Source organism: Mesorhizobium sp. WSM4887 (assembly GCF_029625865.1).
Taxonomy (GTDB): domain Bacteria; phylum Pseudomonadota; class Alphaproteobacteria; order Rhizobiales; family Rhizobiaceae; genus Mesorhizobium.
The window spans coordinates 182,086-204,751 of the sequence record NZ_JARTVP010000006.1 but is presented as its reverse complement, the minus strand read 5'-3'; the positions used below and the strand labels follow the sequence as shown (position 1 = coordinate 204,751).

Genomic DNA, 22,666 nt, shown 5'->3' with positions numbered 1-22,666 from the left:
GTCGATGCCCATTCAAGTGGTCTGTAATAACGGAGTGATGGAAGAGGCCGATGGGGTCGCGAATCTGCTCGCGGCGCATCGCCATGCAGTCGCCATGGTTGAACGTCTCGGCAGACGACGGATGAGGGCCGACGGGCCGGACGCGACCCTGATCGGTCGGCGACTGGATTCGGTGATGGCGGAGGAGGCTTTCGCGCGTCGGCGCGCGGCCGCTGCGCCGGTGGCCGATGTCGTTGAGATGAAAATGAAGGCAGCTTATTTCCGGCGGTTGTTGGGGAACGACTGGTGCGAGCTTGATGTCGACGATTTTCGCGCGTTGCTCGGTTCTTTCGCGAAACTGCAATCCTAGGAGAAGAGCGCTGAAATCCATGAGGCCACGGTATTCCAGGCCGCATAGATTCCTGCCGGCACCAAGATGATCGCGATGAGAGCGATAGCATCGCCGATGGCGCCGTCAGTGCGTCCTTCCACGGGATAGTAATATTTGTGCGCCTCATCGTCGTGCTTCATTGTTGTCTCTCCGACTGCTTCTCTAGCAGCAGCTGAACAGGATGCTGAAACGTCGTGCTCCACAGACCTGCACGTTTCATCTTAGCGTTAATTTCCGCGACGAGGTAGTTCTCATTGACGGCTTTGCCCTTCGCTGTCGTTGCGGCAAACGCGTATCCGGTCGCTATGAGGGCGGTGCCAACATCAATTGTTGCGCCATTCAGCTGCGCACCGCATACGACAAACACCGCCTTGTCCAGGGCGTAGCCGATTGGCTGGCACGTAACCGCCGCGCTATCAAACAGCGCCGCCAGATGCGCCAGCGATGTGTTCCCGCAATCGATTTTGTTCCCATTTGGCTCTTCGGCTGATGTGCCTCGAAGACATGACTGGACGCCATAGAGGCGAAAAAGGTGATCTCCGTCTCGCCAGGTATCTCCGGTCAGCAGTTGAGCCGATTTCGATACTGCGAGGGGCGTTGGAACGGCAGACTCCGATGCATCCTGGGCCTGTGCCGATGCGCACAAACCAAATGCGGCCAGCACTGCGAGCCTCGCCCGCTTCATTCCTGGAACTGTCCACCGAGGTCGGCGGAGTGCTCCAGATCGGGGCGCAGCGACTTGCCATCCTTGTTGCGTCCGATTGCCGCCATGTCGAAGAAAACCATTTCGTCATCGTCGTAGGCGACGTTGTACGGGTCGTTTGCGTTGCCCGCACCCACGAGAGAGAAACACGACACAGCGTCGGGTTCGCCCTTCTTGCTTTGCAGAACAAGTGTCTTGCAAAGCACGACAGACGCACGATCGTTGTAGATTGTCTCTTCATAGTCCTGGGCCGCCTTTGCGCAGTCCCATTGCTGGGTCTTGTACGTGATCTTCGGTTTGGGGCAGGCCGCAAGGCCGCGCAGCCGGTACGTCACGCCGTTGACGACGCGCTCGGTCGCAGACGGCACCTTAACTCGCCCGACGAGAGCGGCCGCATCGCGCTGAAAGAGCGCGCCTTTCGCATCGTAGCGCTCGTAGACGAACACCTTTTCGCCCGGCTTCGCAAACTGAAGCAGGTAGTGCTCCGAAGGTTGCGCGAAGGGGCTCGGGACGTCGGCGCCAGCAGCATAGGCCACGGTGCCTTGGAGCAGCAAGATCGTGTACAGGGCCGTCTGTTTCATCGAAATCCGTCCTCGCGGTGTATATCGTGTTGACACTTTACTAGGGCTGCGTGTAGCCATAGTAAAGTGTCAAATTTTGGCGACAGTATGAACACTCGATTCGCTCTTCTGCTCACCCTCTGTGGCGCCACGATGCCGTTCAAGGCGCACGGCCGGGACCTGGCATCAGACCGCGTCGCAATCGCCTTTGCAACGCCGGCGCAAGCCCTTGCCGCAGTCGGGGGGCAAAGGCCGCGAGCGTGCAGGACCGTAAATCGGGCTGAGGTCTCCCAACTTGTGCGTTCAATCGCGCAAAAGGAAGGTTTCGACGCTGATCTGGCCGAGGCAATTGCGTGGGCCGAAAGCGATCTCGGCACCAGTCAGGGTCCGTCGAAGGCCGGAGCCTTGGGGATCATGCAGCTGATGCCGGGCACGGCGGCCGATCTCGGCGTGAATGACCGTTGCGATACTGAGGCAAATGTCCGGGCTGGCCTACGCTATCTGAAGTCACTCTATGACGAGTTCCAGGATCCGCTACTGATGCTGGCGGCTTACAACGCCGGGCCCAACAGCGTCTACAAGGCGCAGGGCATTCCGGTGAATCCGGAGACGGCGGAATACATCGTGAAAATCCTGAACCGCTGGAAGTTCGGCGGTGTCGTCAAGAAGTCCGCCCTGACCAAATCCGAGACGCTCGCGGCCGCGCCGCCAGCAAGCGAGGACGCTTGGCAGGATGGTCATGTCATGGATTTCGGCAACTGAAAGGAGCCAAGGGTGGAATACAGAAAAGCGGGTATATTTGCCCTGAAACTCGCCTTGGCCTCGGCGGTCGGAATGGCTCTCGCGCCAGCCACTGCGTACGCCCAATCGGCGGCACCAGTCGAAAACGTGCTGGAGTGGTTCGTCGGCGTTCTGCAGGGCAACATAGCGCGCTCATTCGCCATCATCGCGGTCTGTTTTCTCGGCTTCCTCGCCATGACGGGCCGGCTGGCGTGGATGATGGCTTTCTCCATCATCATCGGCATCGCTCTGATCTTCGGCGCCGCGCAGCTGGTGGATGCGGTTCGCGCGACCGCGGGAGGCGGCTGAGACATGGACGACGAGGAGGTCTATGTCGAGCCGGTCAGCCTGCCACTGACACGCCCGCCTATGAAGTGGGGTGTGCGCTATGAGGTTTTTGCACTGAACGGCATCCTGGCGGTGATCGGTTTTATCGCCACGAGCAGCTTCATGCTTGGCCTTGGTGTGTTCGGCGTGGTGCATCTGGTCAGCGCATATCTGTGCCAGCGCGACCCTTACATGTTTCATATTTTCGAGCGGCGCGTCTCAAAACGCGGAGCGGTGGCGAACCTTACTTTCTGGGGCGCGAGGAGCTATTCGCCATGAGCCTCGATGCCGACCTGAAATTTGGCCGTGAGCGCCGCCGCGAAAAGCCCGCGGCGATGCACATCCCCTACCTTCGCCATGTCGATGACAATCTGATCGTGACGAAGAGCGGCTTTCTGGTCGGCGTCATCCAGCTCAGTGGCCTGCCCTTCCAGACGATGGACCAGGCCGAGCTGAACAGCCGCATGTTCAACCGCAACACGACGTTCCGCAATCTCTCGACCTCTCGCTTTGCGGTCTACACAACGATCATCCGCCGCCACGTGACGCCGGAGATCGAAGGCGACTTTGACAATCCTTTCGTGGCCGAGCTCGACGCCCGCTACATGGACGAGCTTGGCGCGAAAAACCTTTTCGTCAACGAGGCCTATCTGACGGTCATACGCCGCCCGATGGTCGGCCGGGTCGGCTGGGTGGACAAGGCGCTCAATGCCTTCCGCATCAGCACCGCCAGCGAGGAAACCCGCGAAGACGCGATGGCTGAACTGCGTGAAGTTCTCGACGGCGTCGTCAAGGATTTCACAGCTTATGGTGCGCGTCTTCTCGGCGTCGTGAATCGCCGCGACAGCTTCTTTTCCGAGCCGTCGGAATTTTTGGCGAAGATCCTCGCCGGCGGCGTCGACGTGGAAATGCCTTTGCCGCGCATGAGCCTTGGCGATGTACTGGCGACACGACAGCTGTTTTTCGGCAGATCCGCGCTGGAACTCCGCGGGCCGGACGAAGGCAAGCTCGGCGCCATGGTGTCGATCAAGGAATACCCACCATTCACTGCTCCGGGGTCATTGGACGGTCTCTTGCGCCTCCCACATGAGTTTGTCCTGACGCAGAGTTTCGCGATTGAAGACCGCGTGACGGCGATGCGCCGGATCAACACAATCGCCAACCAGGTTGAGGGTTCCGACGAGGCGGGCACGACGGTCGAGGAGTCCGTCCACGACGGCGCCGACAAGCTGGCCGGCGGCGAAGTCGTCTTCGGCCAACATCACATGAGCGTCATGGCCCTGGCACCGGACATGACCGGGCTCAACCGTGCGATATCCGACATCACGGCCGAGCTTTCGCGCATGTCGATCGTGCCGGTTCGCGAAACGCTGAACACGGAACTGGCATTCTGGGCGCAGTTGCCGGGAAATTTCAGCTACATCGCGCGACGCGCGTTGATCTCGTCGCTGAACTTCGCCGGTCTTTTCTCAGGACACAATTTTCCGTCCGGCCAACGCGAGAGGCTGCATTGGAAACGGCCCATCGCTTTGCTCGAAACGACCAGCCAGACGGCCTATTATTTCAATTTCCATGTTCACGATGTCGGCCACTTCACGGTGTTCGGCCCGACCGGCTCGGGCAAGACCGTCGTGCTGTCGTTCCTGATGGCGCAGGCCATGCGCATCATGCCGCGGCCGCGATGTGTCTATTTCGACTACATGCGCGGAGCAGAAATTTTCGTTCGAGCGCTTGGCGGTCGTTACGAGGTGATGGAGCCCTCCCAGCCGACCGGCTTCGCGCCATTGCAGCTTGACGACACGGCAGAGAACCGTTCTTTCCTGGAAGATCTTCTTATCTACATCCTGACGCCGGAAGGCGGCGCGCTGGACGTGGCGGAGATGCGTGTCATCAACGCCGCCGTCGACATGATCTACAAGATCCCGCGCGAACAGCGGACCTTCGACCTGCTGCCGGAAGTGCTGCGGGGCTCGCTCATGCCCGGCATGAACGATCTGGCCGCGCGGATCCAACCCTGGCTCGACCCGAAGGACAAGGGCTGGCTTTTCAACAATCCGGTCGATCTGGTCGATTTCTCGAAACCCGTCGTCGGCTTCGACATGACCAAGATCCTCGGCGACCGAAAGCTGCGTTCGGCGGCGTTGCTCTACATCTTCCACCGTCTTGAAGACGTCATCGACGGCTCGCCGATCATGCTCTTCCTCGATGAAGGCTGGAAGCTGTTGGACGACGAGGTTTTCGCCGCTTTCATCAATGAGACGCTGAAGACCATTCGTCGCCGCAACGGCGTGGTCGGCTTTGGCACGCAGACGGCGGAGGACGTCGTCAATTCCTCCATCTCGTCGTCACTGATCGAGCAGACGAAGACCAACATTTTCTTCCCCAACCCGAAGGCGAGCAAGGAATCCTACATGGAGCGCTTCTCGCTGACGGCGAAGGAATTCGAGTTCGTGCGCCGCACCGCCAAGGAAACGCGCACCTTCCTCGTCAAGCACGACAGCGACTCGATCGTCGCCAAGCTCGATTTGTCGGCAATGCCCGATCTCATCAAGGTCCTGTCCTCGAACGAAGCCAACAGCAAGGAATGCGCACGGCTCCGGGAGACCTTCGGCGACGAGCCGGAAATGTGGCTGCCATACTTCTGCGGATGGGAGAACGAGCATGACGAAGCGGCTTAGCAGCGCTTGTCTGGTCGTGGCTCTCGCGACGGCGGAAAGCATGAGCGTGGCTGCCGCTCAGATCGCGGTCATCGACGGGCAGAACCTCGACAAGCAGCAAGAGGACGAGCAGCACAGCACGAAGTCGGATGAGGCCAAGAAGGATGAAACCGACAGGAAGAAAAGCGTCGTCTGCACCTATTCTAACAAATACCGCTCACAGATGTTTCGCCGATCGCCGGCCGAAGCGTTGCAGCGCGACGCCGGCAACGTGAAGATGATCCGCTACTATGCGCAAGAATACGGCGTTCCCGAAGGCCTGGCGCTGTCCGTTGCCTATCAGGAATCGCGCTTCGACACATGCGCCGGGAGCCACACCGGCGTCAAAGGCGTCATGCAGCTGACCAAGGGCACCGGCAAGTCCATGGGACTGGACCGCGACGTGAACGAGCAGAATGTCGAAGGCGGCGTCAAATATCTCGGAATGGGCGTGAAGCAATGCGGGGCGACGAATTACAGCTGTCTCGCCTCCTTCTACAACGGATCGAACGCAGGCGAACAAAGTCAGTGGGCCGGCGGCGTCGGCCGTTGGAACAGCTACTTCAACGACTATGTGTCAAGCGGAAAGGCTCCGGCCGCCGCGCCGCCACCATTCTCGATCGTAACGGCCGACGGCGCAGGCGGCACGGCCCAGGACGCGGCCATGGGCGCGGTCAGGAAGGCGGCTGGCGGCCTTGACGCAAGCTCATCGCAGCTCGGCGCCAACAATGCTGCAATCGAGGCGCTTGCAGGCAACGTTGGCCAGGTGACCGAATACAAGGACGCCTGGGAGCTGAACTCGTCGGCTCGCGGGGTCAACGCCGATGTCACTAACCAGTACCTCGCCCAGGCGGGGGATTTTACGACGCTGCTTGCCCAACTTCTGTCGATGCAGAACGTCCAGGCATCGCAGTCGGCCAAGCTGGTGCAACAGCCGAAGAGCGGCTCTCCGAACCCGTTCTCTTGTGATCCGGCGGAACTGGAACGGTTGGAGATAGATCGCGGCCGGTGGCTACCATGCGCACTCGAGAACGCGGGGGCAAGCTCGGCCGACAGTCGCTCGATGATCATAACCACTGATCCTGCCGGCGCTGCCAGCGTGATCAATTCTCTACAGCAATAGGAGGCTGACATGAAGAAATTGGCGATTGCCGCCAGTCTGGCGCTTTGGGCAGGCACTGCCCACGCACAAATTGCGGTCATTGATGGCGCCAATCTCGATGTCGCCCGCAAGAATGCGGACAACACCAACTCCATCATGGACTCCAACAAGGATATTCTGAAAAAGAGCGAGGAGATCCTTCAGGCGCTCAGCGGCAGTCGTGACGGTTCGCTCGGCATCGGACAAATGGGCCTTGGCGGCAACATGTCGATCGCCCAGGCTCCGTCGTTCGGATCGATCCTGAACGGCGGCGCGCTTTCGTTTGGCGGCCTTTCGCCCGAAATCCAGAAAATCGCCGGCGCCGTCATCAACGGGCTCCAGCTGGTGAAGCAGCTCCAGCAGATTGCCGGCAAGGAGACCAGCGCCGTCAACACGGCCTATGGCGGCAGCGTGAACGTGGCCTCGCTGCTAAGCGCGTTGACCTCGCAGGCCTCGCAAGGCGTTACCCAGCGCCAACAGTCATTGCAGTCCGCGAGCGGGCAGATCGGGCAGTCGCAGGACGTCAAGGGCTCCGTGGACCAGAACACACGAATGCAGCTGGAAAACGCGCGTGCGGTCAACGAACTGATCGGCGTCCAGAATGGTGCGGTCGCGGCGCTGAATGAGAAGCTCAAGGGAGATCTCCTTCGCCAAAGCCAGGTGCAGAAGATGATGACACCGCGCACCGTCAATCCGTTCGCGGAATTCGGCAAGAGCGGGGGCTGAGCGCTTGTCGAGGCGAGTCCTGCGCATATGCGTTGTGATCGGGCTCGGCACAGGGCTTTTTGGATGCGCAAATCGCGACCTGAAAGCGCCGTGCGGGCCTTTGGCGTATGCCCATGCCGACAACTGCGGCGCGCTGAAGCCGGTCAATTCAACTCCGTTCGCCAGCATTATTGACGAGGATCCATGAACGGTCTCGCCGCAAGCATCCTCGGTGGCATTGACAACATCGGTGAGGACTTCGTTCGCAATGTCTATATGCAGTTGGGCAATGCGATGGGCAACGTCTTTACCCTGATGCTGACCCTCTATATCGCATGGTGGGGCTATTCGATCCTGAGCGGGCGGGAGTCGATTTCGCCAATCGAAGCGGCCTATCGGCTCGGCCGCGCCGTCATCATCTATCTACTGCTGACCGGATGGGGCACATTTTCCGCCACGATCTATCAGCTCGTGCAAAGCATTCCAGACGAGATCGGTAAAGTGATCGTCGGCGCCGTGTCGCGGGCCACCGGCAATCAGCTTAGCGACCAGGCGGCAATTCCCACGCTGATCGACAACCTCTACCAAGGGGCCCAGGACGTCGCCAATCAGGTCTACAGCGGATCCTTCTATGACATTTTTGGTGCGCTGTTGTCGCTGCTCGTTCTGCTGTCGGCCATCATCTTCGCAGCGCTTGCCATTGCCGCGATCATCGCCGCCAAGGTGATGTTGTTCATCACACTCGCGTTGGCGCCGATATGGATCATTCTTTGGCTTTACCGATGGTCCTCGCGGATGAGCGAAGGCTTTCTTTCGCTGACCACCTTCCTGATGATCCAGCAAATCCTGATCTACGGCTTTCTCGGCTTCTACTTCTCGCTCGTCAACGCGGCGCTGAACACCGCCACGTCCGGCGGAGCGACCATGGACAGCAAAATGTCGCTGGTGCTGCCCTTGGTGCTGGTGACGATCATCGGCATCTACGTTCTCATGCAGATACCCTCGATTGCTTCGATCCTGAATGGCGGCGGGTATCTCAGCACCACGGGCGCTCGTTACTCATATGGGACGTTCGGCAGGAATGCCGTGCGCTATTCCGGCGCGCGATGGGCCGCGGGCCGCGCCGCTCGCGGCGCCCGGCAGCTCGCGGCAAACAGTTTTCGATCCTCGCGAGCAGCGAGGGCCGACGACGCAACCCGGTCCGCCATCCAGCAAGGTGCGCGCGATAACTCCAGGCCTCTGGCCTAGAACACAAGGATAATCACCGATAGCGGCCCTTGGATCGGGATCGTTTCGAAAACGAGGCAATAGTACAGTGTCAATCTCAATGGAAACAGCTGCTAACAGCGGCGGCGAGCTCGTCGACAAGGGCTATTACAGGGCGGGCGCGACCTGGGAGGACGACACGCACAGGTCAATGCGTCGATCGCGTACATTGGCCTGGATCGTCAGCGGTGTTTCCGGAATGGTGGCGGTGTTGTCGCTGCTGGCGCTCGTGCTGATCCTGCCGCTCCGGCAGTTCGAACCGTATGTTGTCGAGGTCGACAAATCGACGGGCTACCTCGAGATCATGCGCGCGCTGAAGCCCGGAGATCTGTCCCAGAACGAAGCCGTCACGGCCGCCAATTTGGTCCGCTACATCAGGGCCCGCGAAACCTATGATTCGCGTGAACTGAAACAGAATTACGACCTGGCACAGCTCTACTCCACCGATGCCGCATCCAAGGATTTGACGTGGCTTTATACGCCTGCAAATCCACAATCGCTTGACAAGATTTTTGGCCGCAATGTCACTGTCTCGGTCGAGGTGAAGTCGGTCTCGCTGCTCAATCGCAACACAGCTTCGGTGCGCTTTGCCACGACGACGCGGCGGGACAATTCGTCCACCGCCGACAATTGGGTGGCGGTGATAAAATTCCGCTACACCTCAACGCCGCTCAAGAACGAATGGCGTTTCGACAATCCACTGGGATTTCAGGTTAGGGATTACCGCCGCGACCAGGAATCGGCGCCGGCGGCGGGGAGCCTGCAATGAGATGGCGCGTGGGCTTCGTCCTATCGGCCGCCCTTCTGCTCGGGACGATGCACAGCGCGGCCGCACGCGACGGCCGCATCCGATATGTCACCTTCAACAATGACGACGTGACGTCAGTGCGCGCAGCCCTTGGCATTTCGACGATGATCGAGCTCAGCCCGACCGAAGTCATCGAAACCGTGTCGGCTGGCGACACGAAAGGCTGGTCCATAATCCCCAAACGCGGATCGCGGTTTCTTTTCATCAAGCCGCTGGAGCGCGATGCGTGGACCAACGTCAACGTCGTCACCAACCGGCGCGTCTATTCCCTGCTGCTGCAGGCCACTGACAACAGCCGTGACCGAGCATCCTTCCAGGTCCGGTTCAAATACCCGGACGAAGATATAGACGCGCGCCTCCTCTCACAGGCCAAAGAGAGCGCCGCCGTTCCGGATTTGAAGGACCTGAATTATGCCGATCTCAATTACGACTACGCCTACAAGGGCGACGACAGTCTGAAGCCGCGCACCGTGTTCGACGACGGCACCAAGGTGTTTCTGGAGTTCAAGGGCGACATTCCAGCGATCTTCGTTGTCGACGACAAGCGTCAGGAGTCGCTGGTCAACGTTCGCACGCAGGGCAAATACACCGTCATCGACAAGGTCGCACGGCAATTCACCTTGCGGGCCGATGGCGAGACGCTCTGCCTCTACAACCGGGCGCGACCCAACGCCATCGATCCCGTCGAGCAAGTCTACGGTCCAACGAAACTGACAGGCGGTTCCACCCTGTTCGGATCCAGCGGAGGGCGCTGATGTCCCAGATCGATTATAACCAGCTGGACGGCAGCCCGACGGTCGCGCGCCGTGGTGCTGGCGTGGGTACCAGGATCGCCCTGGTCAGCCTCGGCGTGGTGCTGGTAGGCGCGCTGATATGGCTTAACTGGCCCCGGGAGCCTGTATCGCGCGATCTGCGCGGCGATGCCGAGGAAAACTTCAACCCGCCAGAGTTCCGCCCGCCGGCGTTGAACGAACCGCCGCAACCTGCCGACGGCACGATCGACCAGATCGTGGTGCCGCCACCGGCTGACGACAAGAATGGCGCGCAACAAGCCGATAATGTCGATCAGACCGTGCAGCAAGGCGCGGATCTCGATGCGCAGCGACGCGCGCTGGAGGCGCAAATGGCGGCCGAGGAGGCACGCCGCAAGGCGGAGGCGGAAGAAGCCCGACTCAAGGCGGCGGCTGAGGACGAGGCTCGTCGTAAAGCGGAGGCGGCGGAGCATGAAAAAGCGGTGTGGGAACGCCTGCGGTCGAACCAGATGGTGACGAATGATCAGACCGGCTCGACAGATGCCGGCGCCCAGGCGGCGCAGGTCGAAATCGCGCGGGACGGTCAGATCGTACCGGTGCCCGGCGCGGACAGCGATCCCAACAAGGCCTTCCTGGCGCAGTCTGAGGCAAGCTCTTCCGGCATCGTCAAAGCCAGGGTCTTCCGACGCACCGATGCGTTGATCCCTGAAGGAACGATCATTCGCGGCTATTTGGAAACCGCGATCAACACCGACCTTCCCGGCGCCGTGCGCGCTGTCGTGCGTGAGGATGTCTTCTCTCTCGACGGCCGGCGGATCCTCATCCCGAAGGGCTCGCGCCTGACCGGAGAATACCGCTCAGGGCTTGCACGTGGTCAGAAGCGTGTTTTCATCGTCTGGAGCAGGGTCATCCGCTCGGACGGCATTTCCGTCGACATCAAGTCGCCTGGCGCAGACGCGCTCGGCCGCGGCGGCATGGGCGGCCGTGTCGATACGCACTGGGTTGAACGGTACGGTAACGCCATCATGCTTTCCGTGGTTGGCGGCGTCTCTGAATATCTGTCCTCGCTTGGCGATAGCGGACAAAATGGCCAACAGCGCCAGGTGTCGACGATCGATCCCGTAACCGGTGAGACGACGACCGTGACCTATGGTGGCAACGGCTCGCAGCGCGACGCCCGCGGCATCGCGTTCGACAAGTCATCGACCGCCCTGCAGCAACTCGCGCAAGAGGCGTTTCGCGACACGCAGAACATTGGCCCGACAGTCTATGTCGACCAGGGCACCTCGGTCGTCGTGCTGGTGCGTCGAGATCTCGATTTCTCGGACTTGTACGCCGATCCCGTCCAGGAAGAAGCGGTGCGTCTGAAGGCAGGTGGGCAACCGAAGACGGCGATCGATCCGACGCCTCTCTACGCGACGCCAAAGGATAATTTCTATCCCGGCTATGGGAGCCCGGTGAAATGAATGCACTGCATCCCCTCCCCGACCCTTGGGCCAGAGCCCCGGTCCTGCGCGCTCATCTGGAACCGATATGGCCCTATTTGAACGAAGATTCGGTGTCCGAGATTGCGATCAACAGGCCGGGTGAATTGTTCATCGAACGCCTCGGCGCGAAGGAAATGGAGCACGTCGTCAAGCGGGAGGTAACGCCGGGCTGGATTCGCAACATCTCGACGGGCGTCGCCTCGGCGACAAATCAGGTCATCAACGAAGAAAAACCGGTCCTGTCGGCCGCTCTACCCTCGGGCGAGCGCATCCAATGCATCTTGCCTCCGGCGGCTCCCGAAGGCGGGGCGATCTCGATCCGCAAGCAGGTCATCATGGATATGAGCCTTGATGCCTACAACGATCTTGGCGCCTTCGAGAACACGGCAATGGGCAGCGGACTGGCGCTGTCGGCCGAAGAAAAGCGGCTGGTCGACATGTTGCACGACACGTCGCCGATAGACTTCCTGCAATATGCGGTGCGCAATCGTGTCTCGATTGTCGTTTCAGGCGGGACATCCACGGGCAAGACGACGTTTCTAAATGCGCTCCTGAAAGAGATCCCGGCTCACGAACGGATCATCACGATTGAAGATACCCGCGAACTGAGGCTGCCGGCTCCCAACAACGTCACCCTGATAGCCTCGAAGGGCGACCAGGGCCTTGCCAAAGTCTCCGCCCAACAGCTGCTCGAAGCCTCCCTTCGCATGAGGCCCGACCGTCTGCTATTGGGCGAGTTGCGCGGCGCTGAAACCTTCGCGTTCCTCCAGGCGATCAACACCGGCCATCCGGGTTCGCTCACCACCGTTCATGCCAATTCCGCCCGGTCCGCCTATGAGCGGCTGGCTCTGATGGTCATGCAGGGCAGTTCGGGCCTCTCACGAAGCGAAATTCTCGACTATCTGCGCGAAGTCATTCCAGTGGTCGTCCAGATGGTCCGCACCGAAGGCGGACGGCGCGGCATCAGCGAGATCAAGTTCACCAAGGCGGAGACGATCTAGCGGGGCCCATCCATGCAGAAAATCGCAACAGCAATTTTCATGGTGCTCATGGCGATGGCCCTGGGCGTCCTGGTCTTCACGGTCGCCTATGCCGCGACGGATTGGTACCGGACTGGCTCCCACGTCCTGTTCGACCAGCTGAACGCCAATCCCCTGCCGGTCGTTCGCCAGGCCTGGGCGGATACGATGGCCAGGAATTTTAGCCGGGTCCAATATGCCGTTGCCGCGGGAGCAGCAGGGTTTTTCTTACCACTGGTCGGCCTGTTTCTCATGCGCCCGAGAAAGCGCAACGACTCTCGCTTTATGTCTATGAACGACGTATCAAAACGCGGCCTGACGAAAGCTGGCGGCGTCTTCGTCGGGCGGGCCGGCGGCAGGCTTGCCGAAATCTTGTCGCCCGGCCGCGATCAGCGATCCGGCAAGATCCGTTTGACCCAGCGCCGGCTGATCGGCGGCAAGAAATTGTGGATTGATGGCGATGATGTCGGCGGCTTCGTCATAGGGCCGCCGCGCTCCGGCAAAGGGAGCTCCCTTATCATCCCGAACGCCTTGACCTGGCCGCATTCGCTCGTCGTTCTCGACCTGCGGGGCGAGACCTATGCGGCGACCGCCGGCTACCGTTCCACCATTAGCCGCGTGGTGCGTTTTGCGCCGGCTGATCCAGACGGCAATACCGCATGCTACAATCCGATGGACTTCATTTCGCTGGATTCCGCCCAGCGCGACATCGACCTTCGCAATATCGCTGCGGCGCTATTTCCGCGCCCGCCGTCCAACGCAGATCCATATTGGGTGAACGACGCCCGCCTGCTTTTTACCGGCATAGCATCGTTCGTCATGGAATCGCCTGCAATCCTGAACGAGAAGAAGACCTTCGCCAAAATCCTTGAGATCATGAACGGTGCCGAGCAGCCGCTCCTGGAATTCATCGGCTCGCTGCGCGAGGAACGCCGCCGCGAATGCTCGCATTTTACGCTGCAAACCCTGCTGCCGTATTTCGAGATGTCCGAGCGGCAGTTTTCCGGAATTTACGCCGGCGTACGCACCGGCATGGCCCCTTTTCTCAACGAGCGCTTGATGCGAGCTACGTCCCGCAGCACGTTCGATATTCGCAGGCTCAAGCGTGATCGAATTTCTCTTTATCTCGACGTGCGCCGTGAGCAGATCACGTCGCTTGGACCGCTGTTCAATGTCCTGATCACGCAGCTGATGAACTTCATGTCGGAAACCCTGCCCCGTCCGGACGAGCATCCGGTGCTCGTGCTGCTCGACGAGTTCCAGAACCTCGGCAAGCTCGAGAATGTAACCGAAATGGCGAGCGTGCTCGGCGGCAACGGCGTTTCGATGTGGTTTTTTGTGCAGTCGCTGAAGGCTGTAGACGAGATCTATCGCCAGGAAGGGCGCAAGACCCTCATCAACGCCGCTCGCGTGCAGATCTTTTTCGGTGCGCAGGATGCGGACGATCTGCGATACGTTTCCGAGCAGCTCGGCGAAACGTCAGACGTGCAAAAGGACGTGACACGCACCAAGGCAACGTTGTTCGACACTTATTACACGCGCTCGGAGCACCGCAAGGAGGTGCGGCGGCCCCTGATGCGGCCGGATGAAATCCGCACGCTCGACAAGCACAAGGTCATCATATTGCCACGTGGCGAGTTACCGATCCTTGGCACGCGAAATTTCTATTTCGCCGACGGCCAGCTCGCCAGACGCGCGTTCATGCCCCTGCCCGCCTCTAGCGACGTTTCGCGCACGAAAAGCCCTGCGTTGAATTCCACTGCGGCGGTTCCACCTCCTGCGCTCCCGCCGATTGTGCCGACAGCACCAGCGTACCGATCGGGCCTCTTGCAAATGCGCCTTCGGCACGGCGCGACATTCGCCGCCAAGGCCGGCCGTATGGCTCCGCCACAGGGCCGACGCGCAATCGTAAAAGGGCGGCTGAAAGCAACCGACGCTGCAGCCGCACCGGCTAATGCCGCCATAGATTTTTCCGCTTTGGCGGCCAAAGCGGTGACGACACGCATCGCGCCCGACAAGGAAGCAGCGGTTGCGGCGATCCTGAACAAGGTGCGGTCCCTGCGCGCCAACGCATCCGATACCGAGACTTTCGATCGAAATCTGGGCGTCGTGGAAGATACTTTGCCTGATGTAGTCGATGGGTAGGCCAGGATTCCGATGCGGCGGAGAGGTCGCTGTCTATCGTGACCTTGTCGCACAAGCCATGGCGACGGCGCACATTGCCACGCGCTTCGCGCCGGGCACCAAGCATAGTTCGCCAGAAGTTCTAGGAAGCGACAGAGTTCATCTCAAGTGCGTTTCCGCCTGGCGGCTTTGGGGCCGTGTCCGGACGGTCCGGTTTTGGAAAGCGATGGGCGGTAAGTTGTCGTTTTGGTCTGCTTGATCAGGCAGGCTGCCTCTTCAACATTGCAGTTCAAGAATTCCAGAAATAGAACACGACAGGAACGAGGCCGCATGCCCTATTCAGGAATACAGCCGATTCCGTGATGGCATAGCTTGTGGGGGGTTAGGTGTTCGGGGGCGGGATCGCAGATAAATTTGGCAATGCCTACGAAGCGCGATGGGCTGTTCGTCAATTACTTGACGTTCTCAATGCCAAGGCGCGTTCCATCCGTCTCGAAGGCATCAGCGACGCATTCAAAGGCTTCGAGTTCGCCGTCGACTATGGGCCCCATATCGCCTGGCACCAGACCAAGATCAACGCCCCAGGTCAGAATTGGACCATCCGCGCGCTTGAGCGGGAGGGCGTGCTTTCTGCCTTTGCGGACAGGCTCGGAGCAAATGATCGTGACCGCTGCGTTTTCGTTTCGCAAAGCCCGCCAGCGGAGCTACTCGACCTTGCCAGCAAAGCCTCCTACGCCAGCGATTTCGTCGAGTTCGACGGCGCGTTGCCGAAAGGATCGCAAGACAATTTCAAGAGCTTTCACACGACTGTCGGGGTCACACCCGATGTGGCTTTCGGTTGGCTTCGCCGCTGTGATTTCCGGGTTGTGCCAGAGGCCGAGATTACCTCTTCCATCGAAACGTTCGGTGCCCTCTTGTTCGATTGCGCGCCGACAGAGGTGTATCCGGCTCTCAGAGGATACCTCGAAGCGAGGCTTAATAGAGTTCTGACGACGGAGACCATTCGCGCGGACATGGCCGCTGTCGCCAAGTTGCGGATCAAGGAATGGTCGCTCGATCCGACCTTGCGCCAAACGCTGGCTGACGAGACCAAGGCCTATTTGGACAGCTATGCGCCGTTTGGCGCGCACGGGCATGTCGTCGCCCGGACCTATGGAGACGAGGTCATGTCCCTGCTGGGTAGCCAGGCTGGCCCAAGTGTAATCTTGCTGAGCGGCGTCGCGGGATCCGGCAAATCCGGTGTTGCACGTGACATTCTCGAAAAGCTGACCGATGCCGGCATTCTTCATCTGGCCCTTCGCATCGATCAGAATCTCGACTGCCGATCACCGCGGGATTTCGGCCGCACACTTCTCGATCGTGAAGATAGTCCGGTTACGGTGCTAAAAGGTCTGTCTCCCGACGATCGGACGGTTCTGCTCATCGACCAGATCGACGCCGTCAGCGAGGTATCAGGTCGAAACGGCGCGGCAAAAAACGCCGTCTTGGGGATGGTCGAAGAGGCCCGGCGCTACGCGTCGGTGCGGATCGTCCTGGTGTGCCGCTCTTTCGACATTGAGAGCGACGAGCGGATCAAACAGCTAAAGCAGTCCAACGATGTGGCGCAGGTCGATGTACCGCTCCTCGACTGGAGCACTGACGTTGCGCCGGTGGTCGCCAGCCTTGGCGTAGGTCCGGATACCCTCGATGCCAGCCAGAAGGAGCTCTTGAGGCTTCCTCTTAACTTGGCGGTCTTCGCCGAAATAGCAATCGATGGCGATACCCAGTTCGGCAATCGCAACGACCTTTTCGCGAAACTCCTGCAGCGGAAGGAGCGATTGATCACTCAGAACCGCGATCAAGTCAGTTGGGCACTGATGGCCCCGCTCACGACACTCGCCGATTGGATGAGCGCACGGCAACGGTTAGATGCTCCTCACACCGTACTCGACGGATTCTCCCGAGCAGTCGAGATTCTGACGTCAGAACATCTCGTGATCCGCTCGCGCGGCACATTGAATTTTTTCCATGAAAGCTTCTTCGACTATGTCTTCGCGCGTGCATTTTCTGCGCGGCAGCAAAGCCTGCTGGATCTGCTGGCCTCGACCGAACAGCATTTGTTCCGGAGAACACAGGTGCGCCAGATTCTCGAACACATGCGCCAAAGCGATTATGTGCGCTACGTCCGCGAACTCGCTCAAGTCATTGCCTCGGGCGATGTGCGCTTCCATATCAAGATCGCCGTCGCCCAATGGCTGGCAGCTCTTGCTTCGCCCACCGAGCAGGAACGCGACCTCATACTTAAACTCGACGTATCATCCCAACCGATTCCTTTGCTGGTCCGCACCGCCATTCAGGGAACGGCAGGTTGGTTCGACGTGCTCAATCAAAATGGCTGGCTGGCTGCGCAGCTCAGCAGCACAGTTGAAACCCGCAAAAAGGCCATTCTCTGGTGGCTCTCAAATATAGCCGGTGCTCGGCCACAGCCTATCGCGCAGTTGCTGGACGCATGGTGGAACGGTGATCGAAACAAAGGTGCTCAACTTCTGGACTGGTTCGGCTATGTGCGCCGTCAGGGATCGGATCAGGCGCTGATCGATCTATGTACGCGCGTCGTTCATTCCCGTCCGCCCGGTTTGTTCGAGCGGAAGGGAAATTTTCGTCGCGAGCTTCTGATCGCCACGTGGACCGCCGGAAGAAGCAGCGACGGCGCAGCAGCGATACTAAAGGCCTACTTCGACGCATGGTTTGACGAACACCCAGATGGCGCACCGTTCGACCGGGACGAAATACAGGATATCGACCTGCACTCACTCGGCGAATTGGCAAAGAAGTCGCCTCTGGCGCTGCTCGATGGGTCGATAGACGCGCTAGCGAAAACATTTCAGCGGATTGCCCTAAAGGTGGGCGCGGGCGAATACGATTCCAGTTTTCGCCATCGCGCCTACTCCGGCCACAATTTCGGAAGCGACCAGTATTTGCAGTTGGTGCGTGCCGCCCTGCAAAAGGTGGCCGGTGACAATCCCGAGCAGGCCCGACTGATACTCCGCCGTATCGATCCGCAAAGCCACGAGGCTGCGGCCCATCTGTATCTTGAGACCATCGCCGCGAATCCGCGGGTCCTGGCGAACGAGCTGCTGCCTTTGCTCGCGTTTCCTATAGTTTTCGAGGCGGGATGGACGGGCGCGGATTGGCGCTCATTTGCCGACGCGGCGAAGGCGGCGCTTCCCTATTTAGCGGATCCGGAACGCACCGCAGTAGAACAGACGATCCTCGCATACCAGCCGGAGTTGGATTTCGCCGTCAAAGCCGCACAGGAGCACAAAGCCGGAGAGCGGGAGACGATATGGACACAGCCCAAGAATATCGTCGGTCAGTTGAGATGGTCAGGCTACAAGCAGTTCTGTATACTCGAAACCGTCGGGCGGGATTTGCTTAGCCCCATAGCGGCGGTTCGGTTGGATGAACTGCGGCGAAAATTCCGTGGCGAGAAGGTTGTAGAGCCTTCGCATGTCGAGGCCTACGCGATTGAGTCGCCGATTGCCAAAGACAATGCCGTCTATATGACCGATGAGCAATGGCTGTCGGCTATGCGTGGCCATCACAGTGACGAAGAGCGGCACTACGGAAACGGCTCGGCCACCGGCGGCGCGCGGCAGCTCGCATACGTGTTGCAGCAACTCGCGAAAGAAAACCCGGAACGATTCGCCCGCCTGCAACTGCGCATCCCCGCCGACGCGAATCCTGCTTATGTGCAACAGCTTCTTTGGGGACTAGCCGAAGCGGAATCCGTTGCATTGGAGCCGTTGCAAGCGGCGGTGCTCGATGCTCATGCTCGCGAAGGCAAGCCTTATGGTGACGGTATCGCCCGGCTGTTCGAGCGCCATCCCGAACTGGGCAGATCGCAATCATGCTGGGAAGTCTTGGTCTGGTACATCCTCCATGGGGAGGCCGCGGACAATGTCGATGTCGATACCAACCATGCCGACCGGGAAATGGTGTCGATCGAAGATCTTCTTAACCGAGGCGGCAAGTTGCATATGCGCGGCCTCAACGGGGCTCGCGGTTGGGCCTTGGAGGCGCTGTCAGCGGTTCTTTGGAATGTTCCGGAGCGGCGTCGGGATGCATGGTCGCTGCTTGAAGACCGCATTGCCAACGAAGCGCAGATCAGCGTGCGTTGTTGCATGCCGCGCCCGCTCACCCCGATGTTCAACGAGGATAAGAGCCGATGTGCGGCCCTTCTGGAAAAGCTGGTTACGCCTGATGCACAGCGGCCCAGCTTCGCCGCGAGCGCCATAGCGAAGCTGCAATTCCCGCCATCATGGTTGCCACCCGCTGCCGCTAGGATGCTTGCCGCCGCCACTCAGGTCGCAACCAACGCTGTTGCCAGACGCTCGTCGCCCGACCCCGTGTGGCTGTCTCCCTTGATGACGCACCCGGCAACCAATCTGCTACCTTACATCGTCCATCAAGTTCCCGCGATCGGCAGGCGGCTGCTTTCCACGTTGCTCACATTTGGAAATGCGGACATGCGGCTGGTTGCGACATGGCACATTGCACGCGCCAGCTACAATGATGCCAGCTACGTCGCTCTGGCGGATTCGCTCGAACAGTCATCGCTGGATGCGAGGCGGCTAGCGTCCGACATTGCCTCTCACTCTGTAGTGGAAGCCACCTATCGGGATCGGGCTGTCGGAAACCTTCTGCGCTACTTCGATGATGACGATCCGAAGGTGCGGAACGAGGCGTCCGAGGTGTTTCGCTCCATCCCTCCCGGGAGGTTCGCGACGTTTATGGGACTTGCTCAAGCATATGTAACGAGCAACGCATTCGAGAACGACTCATTTGCCTTCTTGCACGCGCTGGAAGATGCACAATGCAATGTCGCTGGCTTGGTAGTTGCCGCTGCGGAGAGAGTCATAGTCGACCTAAAGGCTGGCGGCGAAGAGGCGAAGCGAAGAGATATGGATATCCACCAGCTAAAAGACCTAATCAAAGCGGAATACGCAGCTTCGGAAAACGACCCTGCATTGCGCAGGCGTTTGCTCGACGTGATCGATCAGATGCTGATGCTTGAGCTACATGGCATGGATGAAATTACTAAGCCGCACGAACGGTAGGCGCGGGAAGTTCCGTTCGATCTTTAACGATGTTCGTTTACATGCATCGAGAGAGCGCGCCTCAACGCCCGACATGCGGCGCATTGCTGTCATTCCTGATCATTGTATGGCGAATGCGTCGCAGACCTACCTCCGCGGGAGGACGCTGGGTCGGCCCTTACTCAACGCTCGTAATCGTTATCATTCGAGCGCTGGGTCTTACGGTCCTGGTCTTCCGGCTGCCGCGCCTTCTGTTTGTTGGCGTCTTTTCGCTTGGCTCTCACCTTCTCCTGGTCGGTGCCTGTGCGCGGCTCCTCCGGCTCGCGGGGATCGGCCCGCGTTGGAAGGTCGCGCCCTCGCGCCTCACGCTCGGGGATCGGCTCGCCGGCACCACCACGACGCTGCTGCTGCCGCTCGAATTGCAGCCGCGCGAGACGGTCGTGCATCTTGTCGTTCACCTCTTCACGATACTGTTCGAACTGTTGCTGATGCGCCGGCGGCAGCGTCTGGCGCATGTTGTCCAGAGCCTGATTGACACGGGCCATCTGACGCCGCATTTCCAAGGGGGTTTGCGCCATGTTCAAATCTCCTATCAGTGCATTCAATTCTCTCATACCGGGATGGGACAGGAAAGACTTCTGCCCCGATTGATCAGCTCCGCGACCCATAGGACCTGTCTGCCCCTCCACTGTTCGATCGCGACGCAATCGCAGAAAACTGCTGCCGATCGACTCCGCTGCCATGAGAGCCTGACCGACTATCCCCGCGGTCCGCATCGTCGTCACAGTCTTTTGCCATGCGGCAACGATTGCATCGCCGTTTACGACAAGGGATTGCCCGTCCAAACGGCGTTGCCGCTTGGCCTCCACTCGCTCGATCGTCCTGGCGCTCACCTGGTAACGCGGATCGCTCTGTGCGCGGCTATAGGCTCCAGCATGCTCCTTCGTGAACGGCCGCGTCATCGCATGATCCATCCGCCGCGTCGCCACCATCGCAATGCCGTTCTCGCGCGCTTTTTCCGCAAAGGTCTCGCGCCAGGATGCGAGATCCGGCTTGTAGAATTTCAGGCGTTCGCCGTCGGCTGATCGTGCCTGCACCATCGCGTGGATATGGACGTGCTTGGTGTCCTTGTGATGCGCCAGGACGAACTTGTATCCTGGCGCGCGCTCCTCGAGTACGGCGCGCGCCGCGGCCATGACGGCGTTGGCATCGGTACCGGCTCTTGCCGAGAAAAGCAGGTGATAGGCATTGCGGCGCTCGCGCCCCGAAAACTGCGGGCGCCATTGTTCATAGACCGAAGCCGCCGCCGTCGTGGAATTCTTCACCCCAGGCACGGGTTCGCCATTTGCATAGCGGACATGGCTGTGGGTACGGATAAACTTCTGCAGGAAATATTTCGCCTTGGCTTCACGGCTGACCGCCGCCGTCACCGCTGCCTTGGCTGCCACCCCCGCCGCGCCCATGGCTTCAGACAAACGCGCCTCGATCTTGTCGAGGGCCTTGCTGCGCGAATTATCCCGACCACCGGCAAGCACCCTCGCAATAGGTCCTGCCCGCTCATCGGTGTGTGCATAAACCTGCACCGTCTGTCCATCATGCGCATAGATGAACGGTTTTGCACCGAAGGCCTTGTTCAGCGCCTCGCTCAGGGCGCCATCGGCAACCTCGCTGGCGAGCTCGAAACGAACCTCCAGAAAATTGGTATTTTCCAGCGGCGGTTCGAACGTCTCGCAAAACGTTTCCAGGAACGCCTTTCGTGCGGCACCTGTCGCGAGAACCTGCCCATCCTCATCGAAAATCTCAATGTCGTGTTTCTCGCCTTTTTCGTCCTCGCGCTTCCCGATGTAATTGAGCAGCCGCGCGGCGGCTTCCTTGGTAGACGGAGGATTGGGCATGACCTTAAACACAGCGGGCTGCGCGCCCGCCGCATAGCCTGCCCGTGCCGCCACGGCGAGCGCCTGATAGCCCGCCCGCGCCGCTCGTCCTGTACCGCCAGAGCGGCCAGCGCCACGGCCGCCGCCGCCGCCGCGCCGCTTCCAGTCTTCCTCCTCCTCTTCCGGCCGGAAACCGGCGAGCGTGGCGCCATAGATCATGATCGGCGCGCTAGCGGCCTTGGGCGAGCTCGCAGCAGCAGTGGACTTCGGTGCAGCGCTGGAGACGGAGCTCCCCGCCACTCCTGTTAATCCCGGCGAAGAACGAGGGGCGCTCCTGCGCCCACCTACCGTCGAGCCGGCTTGTCCTTGCCCGAGGCGGCCAGCGCCACCGGCCCGCTCACGACTCTTCATCGCCTGGAATTCACCAGCCTCGCGTCGGGCGCTCGTCCCGGGCTTGTCGTCGTCCAGGTCCTCGCGCTTCACGGCGGACTCGCCTAGAAGATAGCGTTCGATTTCGGCCGCGTAGCCAGCAAGACGACCGCTCATGGCCTGGCCTCCCTCGCCTTGCGAGACTCGACGGTCATCGTTTTCAGTTCCTCGCGAAACTGCCTCACGAGCTCGCCCACCGCGATCAGCGCCTGCTCAAGATCCTCATCATGGGCGACACGGCCGTCGTTCATGGCGCGCACGGCCTGATTGAAATTGAGGCCGACACGCCGCAGCTGATCGGTCATGTCCACGATCGCCGGCCGCAACGCCTCTGACGCGATAGGCAGATGCCCGACCTCTGCCCGCACCAGACGCCGGACGACCTCACTGACGGTGACGCCCTCCCGCCCCGCAATGGCTTTGAGGCGGGCCAGCTCGGCAGCCGAAAACCGGATGTGCGTCACCTCGCCGTAGCGTCGTGACGCGCTCTTGACCGCCGCTTTCTGGACGTCTGCATCCATCTCTCAAGCCCGCTTGCGGGCGCTAA

At 60.3% G+C, this 22,666-nt stretch carries 19 protein-coding genes; 14 read left to right on the top strand and 5 right to left on the bottom strand.

The genetic code is table 11. From position 1 onward, the window contains the following. Window positions 1-4 precede the first annotated feature (4 nt). Complete coding sequence (locus P9230_RS22285; protein WP_278055738.1) at window positions 5-349, top strand: hypothetical protein; 345 nt, start codon at window positions 5-7, stop codon at window positions 347-349. Here the strand turns inward: P9230_RS22285 and P9230_RS22280 are convergent. From P9230_RS22280 to P9230_RS22270, 3 genes are read right to left on the bottom strand one after another with little or no spacing between them, the layout of a single operon-like run. Then, window positions 346-510 (bottom strand): hypothetical protein, encoded by a 165-nt coding sequence (locus P9230_RS22280; RefSeq protein WP_278055737.1) that lies wholly within the window; start codon window positions 508-510, stop codon window positions 346-348. The genes P9230_RS22285 and P9230_RS22280 overlap by 4 nt on opposite strands. Continuing rightward, on the bottom strand, window positions 507-1,055 hold the full coding sequence (locus P9230_RS22275; RefSeq protein ID WP_278055736.1) for a thermonuclease family protein: 549 nt from the start codon (window positions 1,053-1,055) through the stop codon (window positions 507-509). The genes P9230_RS22280 and P9230_RS22275 overlap by 4 nt, the downstream gene beginning before the upstream one ends. Next, window positions 1,052-1,654: a hypothetical protein gene (locus P9230_RS22270; RefSeq protein WP_278055735.1), complete on the bottom strand. Its 603-nt coding sequence runs from the start codon at window positions 1,652-1,654 to the stop codon at window positions 1,052-1,054. Before P9230_RS22270 ends, P9230_RS22275 begins: the two co-directional genes overlap by 4 nt. A gap of 276 nt (window positions 1,655-1,930) precedes the next feature. Here P9230_RS22270 and P9230_RS22265 point away from each other — a divergent pair, with 276 nt between their 5' ends. The 13 genes from P9230_RS22265 (at window position 1,931) to P9230_RS22205 (ending at window position 19,837) form a co-directional block, all read left to right on the top strand. Next, window positions 1,931-2,395 (top strand): lytic transglycosylase domain-containing protein, encoded by a 465-nt coding sequence (locus tag P9230_RS22265; protein WP_278120817.1) that lies wholly within the window; start codon window positions 1,931-1,933, stop codon window positions 2,393-2,395. 12 nt (window positions 2,396-2,407) lie between these two features. Beyond that, complete coding sequence (locus P9230_RS22260) at window positions 2,408-2,722, top strand: TrbC/VirB2 family protein (protein ID WP_278055733.1); 315 nt, start codon at window positions 2,408-2,410, stop codon at window positions 2,720-2,722. A 3-nt stretch (window positions 2,723-2,725) separates the two neighbouring features. Then, window positions 2,726-3,019, top strand: coding sequence for a VirB3 family type IV secretion system protein (locus tag P9230_RS22255; RefSeq protein WP_023720449.1), 294 nt, complete (start codon window positions 2,726-2,728; stop codon window positions 3,017-3,019). Next, window positions 3,016-5,418 (top strand): VirB4 family type IV secretion system protein, encoded by a 2,403-nt coding sequence (locus P9230_RS22250; RefSeq protein WP_278055729.1) that lies wholly within the window; start codon window positions 3,016-3,018, stop codon window positions 5,416-5,418. Before P9230_RS22255 ends, P9230_RS22250 begins: the two co-directional genes overlap by 4 nt. Next, entirely contained in the window at window positions 5,402-6,559 is a 1,158-nt protein-coding gene (locus P9230_RS22245; protein ID WP_278055728.1) for a lytic transglycosylase domain-containing protein, read from the top strand. Before P9230_RS22250 ends, P9230_RS22245 begins: the two co-directional genes overlap by 17 nt. Window positions 6,560-6,577: 18 nt before the next feature. Beyond that, complete coding sequence (locus P9230_RS22240; protein WP_278055727.1) at window positions 6,578-7,303, top strand: type IV secretion system protein; 726 nt, start codon at window positions 6,578-6,580, stop codon at window positions 7,301-7,303. Window positions 7,304-7,486: 183 nt separating this feature from the next. Next, on the top strand, window positions 7,487-8,530 hold the full coding sequence (locus P9230_RS22235) for a type IV secretion system protein (protein ID WP_278055725.1): 1,044 nt from the start codon (window positions 7,487-7,489) through the stop codon (window positions 8,528-8,530). Window positions 8,531-8,609: 79 nt separating this feature from the next. Beyond that, window positions 8,610-9,317 (top strand): type IV secretion system protein, encoded by a 708-nt coding sequence (locus P9230_RS22230; protein WP_278055723.1) that lies wholly within the window; start codon window positions 8,610-8,612, stop codon window positions 9,315-9,317. Continuing rightward, window positions 9,314-10,111 (top strand): TrbG/VirB9 family P-type conjugative transfer protein, encoded by a 798-nt coding sequence (locus P9230_RS22225; RefSeq protein ID WP_278055722.1) that lies wholly within the window; start codon window positions 9,314-9,316, stop codon window positions 10,109-10,111. The genes P9230_RS22230 and P9230_RS22225 overlap by 4 nt, the downstream gene beginning before the upstream one ends. Beyond that, window positions 10,111-11,574, top strand: coding sequence for a type IV secretion system protein VirB10 (virB10, locus tag P9230_RS22220; protein WP_278055721.1), 1,464 nt, complete (start codon window positions 10,111-10,113; stop codon window positions 11,572-11,574). Before P9230_RS22225 ends, virB10 begins: the two co-directional genes overlap by 1 nt. After that, entirely contained in the window at window positions 11,571-12,596 is a 1,026-nt protein-coding gene (virB11, locus tag P9230_RS22215) for a P-type DNA transfer ATPase VirB11 (protein WP_278055720.1), read from the top strand. Before virB10 ends, virB11 begins: the two co-directional genes overlap by 4 nt. 12 nt (window positions 12,597-12,608) lie before the next feature. Then, window positions 12,609-14,759, top strand: coding sequence for a type IV secretory system conjugative DNA transfer family protein (locus tag P9230_RS22210; protein WP_278055718.1), 2,151 nt, complete (start codon window positions 12,609-12,611; stop codon window positions 14,757-14,759). A 365-nt stretch (window positions 14,760-15,124) separates the two neighbouring features. Further along, entirely contained in the window at window positions 15,125-19,837 is a 4,713-nt protein-coding gene (locus P9230_RS22205; RefSeq protein ID WP_278055716.1) for a hypothetical protein, read from the top strand. Window positions 19,838-19,998: 161 nt separating this feature from the next. Here P9230_RS22205 and P9230_RS22200 read toward each other — a convergent pair whose 3' ends face one another. Both P9230_RS22200 and P9230_RS22195 read right to left on the bottom strand, forming a co-directional pair. Further along, window positions 19,999-22,236 (bottom strand): relaxase/mobilization nuclease domain-containing protein, encoded by a 2,238-nt coding sequence (locus tag P9230_RS22200; protein WP_278055715.1) that lies wholly within the window; start codon window positions 22,234-22,236, stop codon window positions 19,999-20,001. After that, complete coding sequence (locus P9230_RS22195; protein WP_278055714.1) at window positions 22,233-22,640, bottom strand: hypothetical protein; 408 nt, start codon at window positions 22,638-22,640, stop codon at window positions 22,233-22,235. Before P9230_RS22195 ends, P9230_RS22200 begins: the two co-directional genes overlap by 4 nt. Window positions 22,641-22,666 lie beyond the last annotated feature (26 nt).